Annotated in this window: 15 protein-coding genes, 1 tRNA gene and 1 pseudogene; 9 read left to right on the top strand and 8 right to left on the bottom strand. The window is 69.8% G+C overall.

Annotated elements, in window-relative coordinates:
- Positions 1-198: 198 nt before the first annotated feature.
- Genes WG924_RS27550 through WG924_RS27540 form a run of 3 tightly spaced genes read right to left on the bottom strand, consistent with a single transcriptional unit; the run spans position 199 to position 3,653 of the window.
- A complete protein-coding gene (locus WG924_RS27550) occupies positions 199-1,923 on the bottom strand; it encodes a GGDEF domain-containing protein (RefSeq protein WP_345936247.1) in 1,725 nt (574 codons plus the stop codon).
- Complete coding sequence (locus WG924_RS27545; RefSeq protein WP_345936246.1) at positions 1,889-2,704, bottom strand: DUF6065 family protein; 816 nt, start codon at positions 2,702-2,704, stop codon at positions 1,889-1,891. The genes WG924_RS27550 and WG924_RS27545 overlap by 35 nt, the downstream gene beginning before the upstream one ends.
- A 28-nt stretch (positions 2,705-2,732) precedes the next feature.
- The gene (locus tag WG924_RS27540) at positions 2,733-3,653 is read right to left on the bottom strand and encodes an EamA family transporter (RefSeq protein WP_345936245.1); all 921 of its coding nucleotides are present in this window, start codon (positions 3,651-3,653) and stop codon (positions 2,733-2,735) included.
- Positions 3,654-4,043: 390 nt separating this feature from the next.
- On the opposite strand from WG924_RS27540, the gene WG924_RS27535 reads away from it, so the two are divergent.
- The 7 genes and pseudogenes from WG924_RS27535 to WG924_RS27505 all read left to right on the top strand — a co-directional run.
- Complete coding sequence (locus tag WG924_RS27535; RefSeq protein ID WP_345936244.1) at positions 4,044-5,444, top strand: MATE family efflux transporter; 1,401 nt, start codon at positions 4,044-4,046, stop codon at positions 5,442-5,444.
- A gap of 59 nt (positions 5,445-5,503) precedes the next feature.
- Positions 5,504-6,457 (top strand): ATP-grasp domain-containing protein, encoded by a 954-nt coding sequence (locus WG924_RS27530; RefSeq protein WP_345936243.1) that lies wholly within the window; start codon positions 5,504-5,506, stop codon positions 6,455-6,457.
- Complete coding sequence (locus WG924_RS27525) at positions 6,454-7,659, top strand: C45 family autoproteolytic acyltransferase/hydrolase (protein WP_345936242.1); 1,206 nt, start codon at positions 6,454-6,456, stop codon at positions 7,657-7,659. The genes WG924_RS27530 and WG924_RS27525 overlap by 4 nt, the downstream gene beginning before the upstream one ends.
- Positions 7,647-8,894, top strand: a complete 1,248-nt coding sequence (locus WG924_RS27520; RefSeq protein WP_345936241.1) for an MFS transporter — start codon at positions 7,647-7,649, stop codon at positions 8,892-8,894. The genes WG924_RS27525 and WG924_RS27520 overlap by 13 nt, the downstream gene beginning before the upstream one ends.
- A 2-nt stretch (positions 8,895-8,896) precedes the next feature.
- Positions 8,897-9,868, top strand: a complete 972-nt coding sequence (locus WG924_RS27515; protein ID WP_345936240.1) for a PhzF family phenazine biosynthesis protein — start codon at positions 8,897-8,899, stop codon at positions 9,866-9,868.
- Between the two features lie 62 nt (positions 9,869-9,930).
- Complete coding sequence (locus WG924_RS27510; protein ID WP_345936239.1) at positions 9,931-10,146, top strand: hypothetical protein; 216 nt, start codon at positions 9,931-9,933, stop codon at positions 10,144-10,146.
- Positions 10,121-10,180: pseudogene (locus WG924_RS27505) on the top strand (hypothetical protein); the annotation flags it as partial. The gene WG924_RS27510 and the pseudogene WG924_RS27505, both read left to right, overlap by 26 nt.
- 247 nt (positions 10,181-10,427) lie before the next feature.
- On the opposite strand, the gene WG924_RS27500 reads toward WG924_RS27505, so the two are convergent.
- From WG924_RS27500 to WG924_RS27490, 3 genes are all read right to left on the bottom strand, one after another.
- The gene (locus tag WG924_RS27500; RefSeq protein ID WP_345936238.1) at positions 10,428-11,927 is read right to left on the bottom strand and encodes a DEAD/DEAH box helicase; all 1,500 of its coding nucleotides are present in this window, start codon (positions 11,925-11,927) and stop codon (positions 10,428-10,430) included.
- Between the two features lie 590 nt (positions 11,928-12,517).
- A tRNA-Ser gene (locus WG924_RS27495) sits at positions 12,518-12,609 on the bottom strand.
- A 121-nt stretch (positions 12,610-12,730) separates the two neighbouring features.
- Positions 12,731-13,933, bottom strand: a complete 1,203-nt coding sequence (locus WG924_RS27490; RefSeq protein WP_372045014.1) for a trans-sulfuration enzyme family protein — start codon at positions 13,931-13,933, stop codon at positions 12,731-12,733.
- 174 nt (positions 13,934-14,107) lie between these two features.
- On the opposite strand from WG924_RS27490, the gene WG924_RS27485 reads away from it, so the two are divergent.
- Both WG924_RS27485 and WG924_RS27480 read left to right on the top strand, forming a co-directional pair.
- Positions 14,108-15,277, top strand: coding sequence for a M14 family metallopeptidase (locus WG924_RS27485; protein WP_372045134.1), 1,170 nt, complete (start codon positions 14,108-14,110; stop codon positions 15,275-15,277).
- Positions 15,277-15,651, top strand: a complete 375-nt coding sequence (locus WG924_RS27480; protein WP_345936236.1) for an ArsC/Spx/MgsR family protein — start codon at positions 15,277-15,279, stop codon at positions 15,649-15,651. The genes WG924_RS27485 and WG924_RS27480 overlap by 1 nt, the downstream gene beginning before the upstream one ends.
- A gap of 42 nt (positions 15,652-15,693) precedes the next feature.
- Here WG924_RS27480 and WG924_RS27475 read toward each other — a convergent pair whose 3' ends face one another.
- Positions 15,694-16,071: a hypothetical protein gene (locus tag WG924_RS27475; RefSeq protein WP_345936235.1), complete on the bottom strand. Its 378-nt coding sequence runs from the start codon at positions 16,069-16,071 to the stop codon at positions 15,694-15,696.
- A gap of 42 nt (positions 16,072-16,113) precedes the next feature.
- A complete protein-coding gene (locus tag WG924_RS27470) occupies positions 16,114-16,560 on the bottom strand; it encodes a MarR family winged helix-turn-helix transcriptional regulator (protein ID WP_345936234.1) in 447 nt (148 codons plus the stop codon).
- Positions 16,561-16,637: the final 77 nt, after the last annotated feature.

Below are 16,637 nucleotides of genomic sequence, written 5' to 3'. Positions count from 1 at the left end.
CGTCGGTGTCTCCTCCGTCCGGGCCGTTGACGCGGCAACCGGCAGGGCACAGCACCGCCCATGCCCGGCGATGCGCGCCCGGCGCGTTTTCTTGATCCCCCGGATCATATCATGACGAGAGACACGACAACCACCACGGCGCGAAGACCCGACAGATAAAACAACGCAGAGACACAGACTCCAACCGGTTCCGGTGGCTCAGGGAGCAGAGGCCACGCCGCCATGGACCCGCACCCGGCCGCGCCCGGCGCGCTTGGCCTGATACAGCGCCGCATCGGCGTGGCCCAGCACCACACGCGGATCGCGATCATCCAGCGGCCACAACCCCACACCGGCACTGGCGCCGATCCGGGCCAGCACGCCATCCTCCAGCGGCACCGGCATCGACAACAGGGCAATCAGCCGCTCGGCCGTGCGCGCGGCCTGTCCGGCGGGATCGCCGCTGTCCAACGTCAGCAGCACCACGAACTCATCGCCGCCCAGCCGGATCGGGACATCGGTGTCGCGCACCGCCTCCCGCAGTCGCGCGGCGGTGGCGCTCAGCACCCGGTCGCCCATGGCGTGGCCCAGCGTGTCGTTGACCGCCTTGAAACCATCCAGGTCGATGAACACGCAGCCCAGCACATTGCCTTCATCGCGCAGCCGCGCGCACAGCAGATCGAGCACGTCATCAAAGAAGCGGCGGTTCGGCAGGCCGGTCAACGCGTCGCGCGCCGCCGCCGAGACCGCCGCATCCAGCGCGTTGCGGCTGTGGGTCAGCCGGTCGATCAACGCCCGCAGCGAATAGGACAGCAATTCAACCTCGGTGGCGCCACGAACATTGGGGATGTCCACCGCATCCTCGCCCGACCGGATCCGGTCGGCGGCCTGGGCGATGCGGCGCAGCGGCCGCGCGATCCAGCCCGCGACCAGCCAGCCGGCAATCGCCACCAGCAACCCGCCACCCAGACCCCAGATCATCACCATGCGGCGCAGATCCTGAACCGGCGCCATGGCCACGCCGGCCGGCAGCCGGACATGGACCGTCCAGCCCAGCTCGCCCATATCGGCGCGCCCGACCAACGCGGCATAACCGGTGAGCTGGCGGTCGGGCCGGTCGGGCCAACTGGTCGCCACCCAGCCATTGCGCGCGATCGTCGCCGGCTCGACCGAGGCGGCCGGCACCGCCTGTCCGATCAACGCGTCGGGGCCGATGATCACCCGCCGGTCGCCATTGGCCACCACGATATCAAGCGGCCGGTCTCGGCGCAGCGCGCGGCCATAATCCCGTTGAACATCCTCCGCCCACCGCCAGCCGATATGTCCGACCAGGGCACCGCGCATGCGGCCATCGGGGGTGAGCGCCGGTGCCGCGACCGTCACCATATGGGGGCCGGGCGGATTGCCCGGCATCGACAGGCGCCGGCCGGTGTCGAACACCACGGGCCGGCTCCCGGCGGCCCGCATCCGCCGGATATCCTCGTCGTTCAATCGCTCGCCCGCCTGTCGGCCGCGACCGCTCGCGGCCACGATCCGGCCGTCAGTGTCGATATAGGCCAGCCACAGGATGGTATTGAAGCTGGATTGCATGCCCGAGACCATCACGGCGATCCGCGCCTCATCGCGCCGATCCACCCGGGCCATTCCCCGGGCCGCCAATCGGATCTCGTGGCTGCGGCTCAACATCTCGCGGTCGAAACGGTCGGCCGCAAGCTGCGCCACCTCGGCAAGGCCGGTGCCGATCTCGACCGCCAGATGGTCGGCGGCACGTCGGCCGATCAGGGTTTGCAGGCCGATCACCAGAATGGCGATCAGCACCACACACAGCAGCGCCACCCGGCTTCTGAGGTCGTTCAACCGGATCAGCACCAGTCGCCACCCGCGGGTTGGACCGATAGCCGGTGTGGTCTCATCCCGCAGCAGGGCCATCCTCCGGATCGGCATCGGCCGGATCCGTATCGGCTGTCGGCGTGCGGTGGAAAGGCCGCAGTCGCAGCTTCGTGCGGTGCGGCGCCATCTGCGGGCCCGCGCCATCGGGTGCGCGGCCCCGGAAATAGTCCTTCTGCCAGCCGGCCCGGCGGGCGGGGCTGTCTTCCTGGCCCAGATCGTTCAGAAAACGGCTGCGTCCCTCGACGAAGGCCGCATGGGCAAGGGCGGTCGCAGGGTCGCTGTCGATCGGGCGGATATCGGGCCGCATGGCTTCCATCAGCGATGGCAGCACCGGAATGATGGCGGCGAACGGCTCGCCCGCCTCGAACCGCACCGGGGTCCGCGGCCGGGTGAACCGCCAGTTCATGGTGAAGCCGAAGGGCGACCAGCCGGTTTCAACCAGCCCCGACAGCGGCGCGATCGCATCCTTCGGCCGGTTCAGCGGTCCCTGCACCATCAGCGCCACCTCGCCCGCCGTGCGAAACAGCCAGGGGACATGAAACGTCAGAATACCCGACCCGAAATGCCCGATCGCCACCTGACGGGCGGCGTCGTCAGGGGTGACCACGACATCGCCGGACGCGGCCCCACCGGTCCAGACCGCGCTGAACCCGGCGGGCGCCAGCATCTCCCAGCCCCAGGCATTGGCCACGGCCAGCGGCAGACAGCGATAGGCGAAACCGTCCGGCGTCGCGTCCATCCAGTCGCGATCGACCGGTGCCGGCCTGATCTCCGGACCGTCCGCCCCCAGCGAAAAGGCGGTCAGCCGCGTGATGTCGTCATTGTCCGGGTTCATGACGCAAACCCTACCGTCGTATTGCGCCCTAGGCCAGCAACACCAGCAGCACGCCGGCAATCACCGCCACACTGCCCGGAATATCGGCGGCCTTTGGCCGTTCGCCCAGCAGCAGCCGCCCCATGATCAGGGTGAAGACCAGTTCCACCTGACCGAAGGCCCGCACCAGGGCCGCGGTCTCCAGCGTCATCGCCCAGGCCCAGCCGGCCGATCCGGTCACGCTCAACAGCCCGACCAGGGCGGAACTGCGCCAGGTGCGGAACACCGCCACGAAGGTTGCAGGCTCGCGCGCCACCAGCCATGCGCCCATCAGCACCGCCTGTATGGTGTTCATCACCGCCAGTGTGGCGATGGCGCGGGGGAAAGCCGGGCCATCGCCCAGACCAAGGGCACCGGCACGGATACACACCGATGCCACCGCGAACATGGCGCCGGCACCCAGCCCGTACAACGCCGCCTTGTCGCCGGCGCCGCGCAGCAGGGCGGCAACGCCGTCGCGGCTGCCACGGGTGGCGAGCACCGCCACACCGGCCATACACACCAGAATGCCGGCCCAGGCGGTGACGGCCAGCGCCTCGCCCAGCACCGCCCAGCCCACCAGGGCCACGATCACGGTCTCGGCCTTCGAATACACCGTGCCCACCGCGAAGCCGCGGGCACCGAACGACATGATCAGCAGATTGGTCCCCAGGATCTGCGCCACGCCGGCCACCGCGCACCACAGCGCATGCGTCATGCTCAATGCGGGCAACCCGGCCGGAAACGGCCCGTCGGCCGGCAGCAGCGCCACGGCGGCCAAAGCCGCCAGCGACACCGGCGCGCCATAGGCATAGCGCACGAACCCCGCCCCCTGCACCGACAGCAATCCGCGAAGTCGTTGTTGCAGCGCAGTGCGCGATGCCTGCAACAACGCAGCCGCGACGGTGACAACCACCCAGGTCTCTATCATCAGTCCGGCCCTTCGCCTCAGCGTGATCCATGCCCTGGCGTTGGTATACCACTAAGAGGATTTTTGGTATACCATGCTGGTTTCGCATAGGCCGGATGCATCTTTGGCGCATCATCTTTTTCCGGAGCGGCGATATCCTGTCGGGCTTACACGCCGGATGGTGCCAGTCACCCCGGCCGCATATGCGGCCCCACCATCCTCGGACCACCCGACATCCTCGGATCACTGGGGCCATGATCCCCGCGGCGGATGCGTGCCTCGCGCACCGCTTCCCGCGTGATCAGCACAGCCGCCGTTCCGGGACCGGTATCCGCGCGCGTCCCCCGCCAAGCTTCAGTGACCAACATGACCGGCACCGCCTCCCCCGCGGCCGGCGCACGGACCCCGCTCGTGCGCGAGGCCCCGTTTCTGCACGAAATCCGCGCGACCTTCGCGCTGGCCTGGCCCATCGTGCTGACCAACCTGGCCCAGATGGCCATCACCACCACCGATGTGCTGGTGATCGGCCGCCTGGGGCCCGAGGCGCTCGCGGCGGCGACCCTCGGTGCCAACCTCTATTTCGCGCTGTTCATCTATGGCATGGGCCTGGCCATGGCCACGGCGCCGATGCTGGCCCAGGCGGTCGGCGCCCGGCTTGGCATCATCCGCGATGTCAGGCGCAGCGTCCGCCAGGGCCTGTGGCTGTGCGCGGGTGTCAGCGCCGCCTTCATCCTGGTGATGGGGGAAACCGAAGCCATCCTGCTTACGCTGGGTCAGGATCCGGTGCTGGCGGAACGGGCCGCGGCTTATGTCCACACGCTCCGCTGGGGCGTGCTGCCGGCGCTATGGTTCATCGTGCTGCGCAATTTCATCTCGGCGCTGGGCCGGCCGCGTGCGGCGATGGTGATCACCATCATCGCCATCGGTATCAATGCGGTGCTGGATATCGGTCTGGTGCTGGGTGAGTTCGGCCTGCCGGGATTGGGCCTGCCCGGCGCCGGCATCGCCAGCACGCTGGCCAATCTGTTCCTGTTCAGCGCGCTGACCCTGTTCACGATGGCGGATCGCCGCTTCCGGCGGTTCAACCTGTTCGGCCGCTGGTGGCGGTCGGATTGGCCGCGGCTGGTCGAGATGTTGAAGATCGGCCTGCCGATCAGCCTGACCGTTGGATTCGAGGTGACGGTGTTCAATGCCGCCGCCTTCATGATGGGGCTGATCGGCACCGAGGCGCTGGCCGCCCATGCCATCGCCCTGCAGGTGGCCGCCGTCACCTTCATGGTGCCGATGGGCGTGGGTCAGGCGGGCACGGTGCGCGTCGGGCTGGCGGCCGGCGCCGGCGACGCGCACCGGATAACGATGGCCGGCCGCTCGGCCATTCTGCTGGGCATCGGCTTCATGGCCCTGTCGGCGATCGTGATGCTGTCGATCCCGCGCACCATCATCGGCCTGTTCCTGGATGCCGGCGACCCGGGCGTTGCCGAAACCACCCGCATCGCCGTGGGATTTCTTGGCATCGCCGCGATCTTCCAACTGGCCGATGGCGCCCAGGCGGTGGGCGCCGGGCTGCTGCGCGGCCTGAAGGACACAGCCATGCCCATGATCTATGCCGGCATCGGCTATTGGGGTGTCGGGCTGGGTCTTGGCGCCGGGCTCGCTTTCGGCGCCGGCATGGGCGGCACGGGGATCTGGATCGGACTGGCGGCAGGGCTTGGCACGGTCGCGGTTCTGATGCTGACGCGCTGGGCGCGGCGCGGGCGTCTGACACGGGCCACGACGCCCCGGCGGCGAGATGACACGGCCGAGGACTCTTGATGCCGTAATACCCGGGGGAGTATATATCGCGCAAACATCAACCCATGATGGATTTTGCGATGTCCTCCCCCACCATCCTGATCCTGGTGCGCGAACCCACCGCCGACAGCGAGGCTCTGGCCTCGGCCCTTGCCCGTCAGGGCGCCCGCGCGCTGATCCGGCGCCCGGAAGCGCTGACGGTGGCGATCGACGGCCGGTCGCTGACCATAATGGACGGCAACGGCGCGCCAATTGCCGTTGATGCCGCCCTTGGCTGGACCTCGCTTGCCGCCCGCGATGCCGGTTTGTGGCTGTTGCGGGCACTGGAACAGGCCGGCATACCCGTGATGAACCGGGCAGCCGTACTGGATGGCGGCCAGTTGAAGCCGGTCGGATCGCTGATCCTGGCGGCCCACGGCCTGCCCCATGCCCGCACGCTTCTCGCCGGCGCCGATGGCGACCCGAATATGCTGATCACCACGCTGGGCCTGCCGATGGTGGTGAAGCCCTGCCTTGGCACCAAGGGTGGCGGTGTGCGCCTGATCACCGAGCGCGCCGATCTGGTGGCGCTTCTGGCTGCGGCCACGGCCAGCCGTCTGCCGCTGTATCTTCAGGAGCATGTGCCGAACACCGGCGCGGATCTGCGCATCCAATGCGTCGATTACCGGCCGTCCTATGCCTTTCGCCGTCATGCCGCCCCAGGCTCCTTCGTGACCAATCTTCATGCCGGCGGCCGCGCCGAGCTTGTGGCGCCGATCCCGCCGGTGCTGGCGGCGCTGGCCACAGCCGCCGCCCGCGCCTTCGACGCGCCGATCGCCGGTGTCGACCTGATCGAGAGCCCCGATCGCGGGCCGGTGATCCTGGAGGTCAACATGACCCCAGGCTTCTTCACCGCCGCCGTGTTGGCCGGCGATCAGCGCGTGGTGATCGAGCCCGCCGCGCGCGCCGCCGCCGATGCGATCGCCCGCGGCCTGATCCGGATGGCGGCAACCCGACGGCGCGGCGCGGCCCTTGGCCACGGAACCGCCGCATGACCGCCGCCCGCATCCTGGCCCACGTGCCACAGCCGGTGCGGGCCACCGGCGGGCCGCGCCAGCGTGGCCGGATGATCGGTCAGGCACTGAAACCCGCGCTCCATGCATTCCTGGACGAAGACGTCGCCCATATCGACCGCGTGCGGGCGGTCCCGCTGGGTCGCGAGCAGGCCCGCCTGCTGGCGCTGAGCTTCGCCACCGTCATTGCCGCCACCCTGCCCGGCATCTTCGCCGAACTGAACGGCATGGCCGAGGGCGCCGACCTGCCGCTCGCCGACATCATGATCCTGCAAATGCGTCGGGAACTGGCCATGCCCGGCATCGGCCCCGCCACCTGGCCGCCGGCGACCGACATCTCAGGCGGGGTGGAGGGCTGCACCACCATCGCCTTCCGCACCGACGCAGACGATGGCCGGCCGCATCCGCTGATCGCGCAGACCGCCGATCTGCCCGGCGATCTGTATGGGCTGGGCACCGTGCTGCATCTTCAGGGCGCGGGGCCCGCCGGCGGTGACATCCTGGCCTGGGCGCCGCTGGGTCAGCTCGGGTTTCTGGGCATCAACGGCGCCGGACTCGCCATCGGCATCAACATGGTCGTGGCCGAAGGCTGGCGGCCGGGCGTGCCGCCCTATCTGATCATCCGCCATCTGCTGTCCCTGCCCGACGCCCGTGCCGCCGAAGAGGCGATCGCCCGGCTGCCGCGCGCGTCGTCTCGCTGCTACACCCTGGCCGATGCCCGCGACCTGATGATGATCGAGACGACCATCGACACTCGCCGGCGGCTGGACCCGGCGCCCGGCATACCGCAATCGCGGCTCAGCCACTGCAATCACTTCCTGCACCCCGATCTGGCCCCCCGCGACCGGGTGCCGGACTGGTCGTCGACGCGGGTGCGCGCGGCCCGGATGGACACGGTGTTTGCATCCGGCGCCTGGGCCGCCGGCACCGCCGGCGCCGATGATGCCCGCGCACTGCTGGCCGATCATGCCAATGCGCCGCTCAGCATCTGCGCCCATGACCGCGGGCCCGCCCGGGGCCGCACCGTCGCCGCGGCGGTCATGGACCCGCTGGCCGGATGCCTGGACATCGCGGCCGGCACCGCCTGCGACAGCCCCTTCATCCGCCATCGGATCGCGCCGCCCGCGTGGCCGGGCGCCATGGATCCCGCCGCCGACGCCGGAGTTGCCCCATGGAACGGGTGATCCGCCTGCGACTGGCGGTGCTGTTCCTTGAGAAATTCGCCGAAGCCGCGATCTTTCCGTTCATGGCGTTGCGCTTTGCCGAAGCCCTTGGCACCGGCACCGCCGGACTGTTGATGTTCACGGCCTTTGCCGCCGCGACGCTCGCCGGCATCTGGGCCGGCCATCTGGCCGATACGCTGGGCCGGCGGCGGGTGCTGGTGCCGGCCGAGATCGGCCGGGCGATCGCCGCCGCCGCACTCGCGCTCGCCATTCTGCCCGAGACGACGGCGATGGCCGGCCCCGTCGCCGCCTGGGCCGGGTTTCCGCCATTTCTGGCGCTGGCGATCGCCGCCGGCGTCTCCACCCCCACCGCCGAGGCCACGGTCATCGATCTGGCGACGCCGGAACGCCGGACACGGATCTATGGCGCGGTCTACTGGATCACGAATGTGGCGCGGTCTTCAGGCACGCTGGCCGGCGCCGCCCTTTATGCCATCGCCTTCGGCTGGCTGCTGGCGGGCATCGCGGTGCTGGCGGCGGGTGTTGCCATCGCCCTGATGCTGTGGCTGATCGAAACCCGCCCGGAGGCCGTGCGGGCCGCGGCCAGCCATGGCCGCTTCCATCCGGGCGCGCTGATCGCCGGCTATCTGGTGGTGCTGCGCGACCGCCTGTTCCTGCGCTATGCGCTGGGTGTGTCGCTGTCGCTGGCGGTGGCCGCCCAGCTTGCCCATTACGTGGCGGTCCGCCTGGGCACCACGGTGGAGACCGCGGTGCTGATCGATGCCGCCGGCTGGCGGCTGGCCCTGAACGGCCCGGAACTGTTCGGCCTGCTGCGGATCGAGAACGGGTTGATGGTGGTGGCGCTGGCGCCGCTGGTTCAGCGCCTGGCCCGGCCGATGACCGATCGCCGGCGGCTGATCATCGGCTTTGCGCTGTTCGCGATCGGGTTCTGGGTGCTGGGCTGGTCGACGGCGCCCTGGCTGCTGATCGCCTTCACCGCCCTGTTCACCATCGGCGAACTGCTTTATGCCCCGCCCAAGCTGGCGCTGATGGCGGCGCTGGCACCGCAGGCGGCGCGCAGCCGTGCGGCGGCGGTGATGGGCCTGGGCTTCCGCGGCGCGCTGATGACCGGCGCACTGGGCGTCGCCGCCGTCGGCCATGTCGACCCGCAGGTGATGGCGCTGGTGTTCGTGGCCGGCGCCGCCCTGGCCGGATGGCTGCTGGTCGATGTCTCACGCAAGGCCGAGGGGCGCTGACGATGACGGGATTGACGGGACATGCCGGCGGACCGCGCCTCTATCGGGCGTTCTGCGCCGAAGACGGCCATGGCGGCAATCCTGCCTGGACGCTGATCGCCGCCCCCGATCACGACCACAATCACGATCACGATCACGATCACGATCCGACAGCGCTGGCCCGCGCGGCCGCCACCGCCAGTGCCACCGGCATCGAGGTCACCCTGCTGACACCCGGCGATGGCGGGTCATGGCGGGCGGTGTTCATGGTGCCGGGGGGCCGGCTGTCGCTGTGCCTGCACGGCTTGATCGCCGCCGCCGCACGGCTGTGGCAGGACGGCGCCGCGCCCCGGGCGCCTTTGGTGATCGACACCGATGCCGGGCCGCAGCACCTGACCCCGGTCATCCACGACGGCGCCATCACCGGGGCGGTCTGCCGGCTGGACGGCAATCACCACCGCCCCTGTGCGGATGCCGAGGCCACGGCGATCATCGCCAGGGCCGCCGCCGCGACCGGTCTGGCGCCGGATCGGTTCCGGCATTCCCCTGCCCGCGCCGGCGCCGCCCGGCCGAAGCTGGTGTTGCGGATCGACGATCCGCACCTGATCGGGCAGATGAGCCCCGATGCGGCCATGGTGGATGCGCTGGGCCGCGACACCGGCACCACCGGCCTCTATGTCTATGCCCATGCCGGCCCTGCTGCCGGTATCCATGCCGGTCCTGCCGGTACCGCCAGCCTGATCCGCGCCCGCCATTTTCCCGCCGGCATCGGCCTTGTCGAGGATATCGCGACCGGTGGTTCGGCCCCGGTCGCCGGGCTCGACCTGCTGCATCACCGCCAGGTGTCGGGCCCGCCGCACCTGATCATCGCCCAGGGCCCCGACGGACCGGATGGCCGCGGCATGGCGCGGATCGAAACCTGGCGCGACGGCGATCACGCCCGGCCCGGCCGCTGGATGGTGGCCGGTCGCATCTCCGCCGGGACGTCCGGCTGAGAATCCGGTCCCGCTCCGGCGCCAGACCGGTCGCGGCGGCCGCCGCCGGCAATGTCGACCGCGTGGCCGGCACCACGGGGGAACTGGCGGGCTCCATCGCGGGTATCAGTCAGGACATGGCCCGCAGCACCGACATGACCACCCACGCGGCACAGCAGGCCGGCCAGATCGATGAACAGGTCCGCGCCCTGGCCGACACCGCCCGGCGGGGCGGCGCCGTGGTGACGCTGATCGCCGGGATCGCCGAACACCCTGCTGGCCCTGAGCGCGACCATTGAGGCAGCGCGCGCCGGCGATGCCGGCAACAGTGTCGCCGTCGTCGCCGGCGAGGTGAAGGCCCTGGCCACCCAGACCGCGCGGGCGACCGGGATATCGGCCGGCGGGTCACCGCGATCCAGGCCGAAACCGCCCGCGCCGCCACGGCAACCGCGATCCCGCGCGACGACCCGATTGGACACAAAGGCCCGATTGGACACAAAGCCCGATCCGGCACAAAAAACGGGGGCGGCACCTTGTGGTGCCGCCCCCGTTCATGATCGGATCAGCCGTTGGTCGGCGATCAGCCAGCCGTGCTGCGCCGCTGCGGACGGCCTTCGAAGCCGCCGCGCGGGCCGCCGGCCGGGCGCTGACCGCCCGGACGCTGGCCACCCGGGCGCTGGTTGTAAGACCGCTCGCCGCCACGGCCCTCGGCACCACCACGTGCTTCGGCGCCGCCACGGGCGTCGCCGTCGCGATAGGTCCGGCGCTCGCCGCGATATTCACGCGGCTCGCGATGGTCGCGGGTGTCGCCGTTATGGGCACCACGGACCGGGCCGTTGCGGCCACCGGGGCGACCGACGCCGCCACTGGGGCGCCCCTTGCCGGCCGGACGGCCATTGCGCATCTGCTGGCGCTGCGGCGTGCGGTCGGGATTGGCTGCGATCGATTCCGGCGTGCGGCGATCCTCGGTCGGGATCGTCTGCCGGGTCAGGCGCTCGATATCGCGCAGCAGGCCCAGCTCGTCATCGGCGCACAGCGTGACGGCGATGCCCTCGGCGCCGGCGCGCGCGGTGCGGCCGATGCGATGGACATAGCTTTCCGGCACGTCGGGCAGCTCGTAATTGATCACGTGGCTGATGGCGGTGACATCGATGCCGCGCGCCGCGATGTCGGTGGCGACCAGGATGCGCACCCGGCCGTCACGGAACCCGCCCAGGGCCCGCTCGCGCTGGCTCTGGCTCTTGTTGCCGTGGATGGCCGAGGCCGGCAGGCCGGCGGCTTCCAGATCGCTCGCAACCCGGTCGGCGCCGCGCTTGGTGCGGGTGAAGACCAGGGCACGGCCGACCGTGGTGTCGTCCAGCAGGTCGATCAGCACGCCACGCTTGCGCGAGGGCTCGACACGGATGATCCGCTGGTCGACGCGTTCGGCGGTGGTGGCGACCGGCGCCACCGAAACCTCGATCGGATCGCGCAGCATTTCAGCGGCCAGGCCGCCGATCTCCTTCGGCATGGTGGCCGAGAAGAACAGGCTCTGGCGACGGGTCGGCAGCTTGGCGAGAATGCGGCGGATCGGGATGATGAAGCCCAGATCCAGCATATGGTCGGCTTCGTCCAGAACCACGATCTCGGTGCGATCGAGCTTCAGGATGCCGCTTTCCAGATGGTCGACCAGACGGCCCGGCGTCGCCACCAGCACGTCCAGGCCGCGATTGATCGCACGGGCCTGCGGGCCGGAGCTGACACCGCCCACGACCACGGCGACCGCCACCCGCATGTGGCGGGCATAGGTCTTGAAGTTGTCGGCGATCTGGGCTGCCAGTTCGCGGGTCGGCGCCAGGATCAGGCAGCGGGTACGGCCCGGCAGGTTCGGGCGCTGGCGGTCGGCGGCGAAGCGGTTCAGGATCGGCAGCGCGAAGGCCGCCGTCTTGCCGGTGCCGGTCTGGGCGATGCCCAGAAGATCGCGGCCGGCAACGAGATGCGGAATGGCCTGCTCCTGAATCGGGGTCGGCTGGGTATAGCCGGCATCGACAAGGGCACGCAACAGCGTCTCGGACAGGCCGAGATCAGCAAAATTGGTCAAAGGTCAGTCTTTCGAACGGGTGGCGCCGGCACGACCGGCGAGCGCAAAGCTCCGCCGGCTGCGTGTCAATCGGCAGCCGATGAGTGAGGACGTGCCCCGCGTGCCTGGGCCAGTCATGGGCTTCCGCCGTGATCGGCGCTCGGACGGCGAACCGGACCGGTCAAGGTCCGTTTGTGGTTCGTCACGCGGCCGGAGCGCCCGGCAGTGGCACGTCGCGAAGCTTGAAGTCCGCACATGCCCGTTGAGGGTTGCGGTATCGGGCGGGACCAATACCGGGTCGGCGGCGGTGTTCACCGGACCGCGCGGTCGGGACCGCATGATCAGGCGACACTGTCGCGGCACTGTCCGGGCTACATGCCGCGTGATGCACAGAACAAGCTGTGATGCACGAGACAACCGGAAGGCCCCCGGCGGACAAGACCCCGCCGGCTGAGGTGTTGAGTAACACCCGCGGAGTTTTGCCGCAAGTGCGAAATGCCGCAGAGCAGACCTGCGCGCCTACCGCCCCGCCGGATCGCAAGCCGCGGTGCCGCAGGCCCTGGACGTGAAAAGGCCCAGCCTGATCAACAGCCTGGGCCTTTTCGGAAATCTGGAGGAGGGGAAGGGATTCGAACCCTCGATAGGGTTTTACCCCTATAACGGTTTAGCAAACCGTCGCCTTCAGCCACTCGGCCACCCCTCCGCATCGGAAGCGTCCGATTACATAGCCAAGCGCCTGGGGCTTGTCAATCGGCTGCAACATGGCGCGGCACGGAATATGGCCGCCCGGCCCCGATTGTCGGCCGATTGCCGCCCGGTCACCATCAACGGCCGAGCGCGCGGTCCAGATCGGCGATCAGGTCGCCCACATCCTCGATGCCCACCGACACCCGCAGCAGGTCGTCGGGAACCGGGCTGGTCGGGCCCTCGATGCTGGCGCGATGCTCGATCAGGCTTTCGACGCCGCCGAGCGAGGTGGCCCGGGCGAACAGGCGCAGGCGACCGGCCATATCGATCGCCGCGTCCCGCCCCCCGGCCACGCACAGCGACAGCATGCCGCCGAAGCCGCCGGTCATCTGGCGGGCGGCGATGTCGTGGCCCGGAAAATCGGGCAGACCCGGATACAGGATCGCCCGCACCCTCGGGTCACCGCTGAAATGGCGGGCGATGGCCGCGGCATTGGCGCTGGCACGGTCCACCCGGATCGCCAGGGTGCGCATGCCGCGCAGCAGCAGCCAGGCCTCGAACGGCCCCAGCACCGCCCCGTTCATACCGCGCAGCATCCGCGTCCGCTGCCACAGCGGATCGCCCGCCGCCCCCGCCGACACGGTCAGGGTGCCGGCCAGCACGTCGGAATGGCCGTTGAGATATTTGGTGGCCGAATGCATCACGATATCGGCGCCGTGCTCGATCGGCCGGGTCAGGATCGGGGTCGCGACCGTGTTGTCCACCGCCAGCACCGCACCCGCACGATGCGCCAGCCGTGCCGCCTCGGCGATATCGGTCACACCCCATAGTGGATTGGACGGTGTCTCGATCCAGACCAGATCGGCACCGCCGTCCAGAGCACCAGCCAGCGCCGCCATGTCGGTCATGTCGACGAATGCGACGCCGATGCCGGCCGGTCGCGCCACGTCGATCAGCCATTTGCGCAGGCCCCAATACATCACCTCGGGCGCCACGATCCGGGCACCCTGCGGCAGGGCCTGAAACAGTGTTGCCGCCGCCGCCATGCCGGATGCGAACAGCATGCTCTCCGCCCCGCCCTCCAGCGTGGTCAGCACCGCTTCCGGTTCGTCATAGGCGGCGCTGTCGGCGCGGGAATACACCCGGCCCCGGGGATAGCTCAGATCGGCCGCGCGCTCGAATGTGGTCGAGACATGGATCGGCGGCACCACGGCACCGGTCGCCGCATCGACACGGCCGGTGCCGCGCGCCGCATGGGTCGCGCGTGCATAAGACGTCTCGGACCCGGTGCCTGCGGCGGCGGATACCAGAGATGATGCGGCAACGGTCTTGTCGGTCACGCCATGTCCTTTCAGAATGCCCGCAGGTCCAAATACCGGCAGGTCAGCCGGTGGGCCGTCTGCATGCATGCTATATGTCGCTCTGTTCCACCGCCGGACAAGCCCCCGGCGACCCGGCGATGCCGCCCCCAGAACCGGAGTTTTCCCCTCGTGTCCATCTTATCAGCCGGGTTCATGGCATCAGCCGGCCGGATCGCCGTCGACAGCCGGTTCGACGGCGGCAATGGCGATCTGGTCGGAATCGATGACAGCCTGCCCCGCGCCCGCGTCGATCTGGCGATCCGCACCGATGCCGGCTGCGATTTCCGGCAGTGGTTCCATGTCCGCCTGTCGGGCATCCGCGGCCGGCCGGTGCAGGTCCGGATCCTGAATGCCGGCACCTGCACCTATCCGCGGGGCTTCAAAGGCTATCGGCCGGTCATCTCGACCGATCGTCAGCGCTGGACCCGGGTGCAGGCCGCGTTCGACGGCATGGTGCTCAGCTTCGATCTGGATATCGACACCGATCAGGTGGATGTCGCCTATTTCGCGCCCTACGACCTGTCGCGCCATGCCGATCTGGTGGCGCGGATCGGCAGCCGGCCGGGGGTCGAGCGGCTGCGGCTGGGCACCACGGTCGACGGCCGGCCGCTCGACGCGCTGAAAGTCGGCGCCGTCGATACCGGCCGGCCGGTCTGCTGGATCATCGGCCGCCAGCATCCGGGCGAGACCATGGCCAGTTGGTGGATGGAGGGCGCGCTGGAGCGGCTGACCGATCCGGGCGACGCGGTGGCGAGCCGCCTGCGCAGCGCCGCCAGCTTCGTCTTCGTGCCCAACATGAACCCCGATGGCAGCGCGCGCGGCCATCTGCGCGCCAATGCCGCCGGCGCCAATCTGAACCGCGAATGGCTGGCCCCAAGCCTGGCACGCAGCCCCGAAGTCGCGGCCGTGCGCCAGGCGATGATCGCGACCGGCGTCGCCTTCTGCCTGGACGTGCATGGCGACGAGGCCCTGCCCCACAACTTCATCGCCGGTTTCGAGGGCATTCCCGATCTCCGCCCCGGCCAGCTCGACCTTCTGGCCGATTACCGCGACCGGCTCGACCGGATCTCGCCCGATTTCCAGACCCGCGCCGGCTATCCGCCCGCCCGGCCCCAGACCGGCAACCTCACCGTCTGCACCAACTGGGTCGCCAACACCTTCGGCACTCTGGCGATGACCCTGGAACAGCCGTTCAAGGATTGCGCGGAAGCGCCCGATGCCCAGCGCGGCTGGTCGCCCGATGGCTGCCGACGCCTCGCCGGCGCCTGCCTCGACGCCCTCGCCGGCATGACCGACCGCCTCACCACAGGACACGCCACCTGATGTTTCTGACCGCTCATGGCATCAAGACCTGCGATACCTGCCGCAAGGCGCTGAAGGCGCTGGAACAGGCTGGCATCGCCCACCGGTCGCGCGATCTGCGCACCCAGCCGCTGAAGCCCGAAGAGGCCGCGCGCTGGCTGGACCAGATCGGCGCGGACCGGCTGATCAACCGCCGCTCCACCACCTGGCGCGGCCTTGCCGAAAGCGATCGCGCGATCGCCGACGGCGATGACGCCGCCGCCATCGCCGCCCTGCTCGCCCGCGAGGTGACGCTGATCAAACGGCCGGTGTTCACCGACGAGGACGGCGACGACCGGGTGGTGGCGCTGGGCTTCGATGCGCCGGCGAAAGCCGCCATCGGCCTGACCTCATGATGCGGCCCCCCATCGCGACCCCAGCCGTGGCGCTTGATCGCCTCAACGCTGGTCTTCTGTCAGGGCCAGCCTTGGGAGGATCAGGGTCAGGTCCGCATGGAGCCGGTCGTCGCGTATGCGTGGCAGAAGTGCGGTGAGGCGGCGGTGCAGCATGTGCCGTCCGGCCCCTGTGGCCGCGGCCGATGGCGCGCCGCCCAATGCGACGATATGCCGGCGCAGTGTCCTGGCCGCCCATGCGTCGTCGTCCCGCCCTATGTCGGGGCCCACCGCCGACAGCAGATCGTTCAGCGCCGCCACGATCTCGTCGCGGGGCGCATAGCCCATATACACATCGTCAGCCTCGCGCATCTGACAGGGCGCGGAGCTGAGGTCGGCAGGGTCGTCGCCATCCGGCGCCGCCGGAACCACAGGCTTGCTCATCGCGGCCTCTCCATGGCGACAGTGTAGCTCTGGTGGGGGCGGTCAAGCCAGCGCCTGCAGATCCGCGCGCAGGCGGTCGGCATCCGCGCCGGCAAGCTGCGCCTCCACCGCCGCATGGGTCGCTTCCCACACCGGCACCGCATCCGCCAGGACCGACCGGCCCGCCGGGGTCAGCGACAGACGGCGGCTGCGACGGTCGTCAGGGTCCACCGACACCGCCACCAGACCGCGGCGTTCCAGTGGTTTCAGATTGGCGGTCAGGGTGCTGTGATCCATCGCAAGCAGGCTGGCGACCTGGCCCTTATTGGGCGGTGTCGGCCGGTTCAGCGACATCAGCAGCGAGAACTGGCCGCTGGTCAGGTCCAGATGGCGCAGCGCGTCGTCGAAGCGCCGGGCCAGCGCCCGCGCCGCGCGCTGGACATGCAGGCACAGGCAGTTGTCGCGGACCAGAAGCGTGGTTTCGAAGGGAACGATCACGGGTTTTGACATCGGCCTATAATGTTGATATCAAGGTAAAAAATCAAGCAGAATATGTGGCGAAACAGCCACTCTCTGCGGTCATCGGA

It is taken from the genome of Tistrella arctica (genome assembly GCF_039630945.1).
Taxonomy (GTDB): Bacteria; Pseudomonadota; Alphaproteobacteria; order Tistrellales; family Tistrellaceae; genus Tistrella; species Tistrella bauzanensis.
This window is presented reverse-complemented; position numbering and strand designations above follow the sequence as displayed.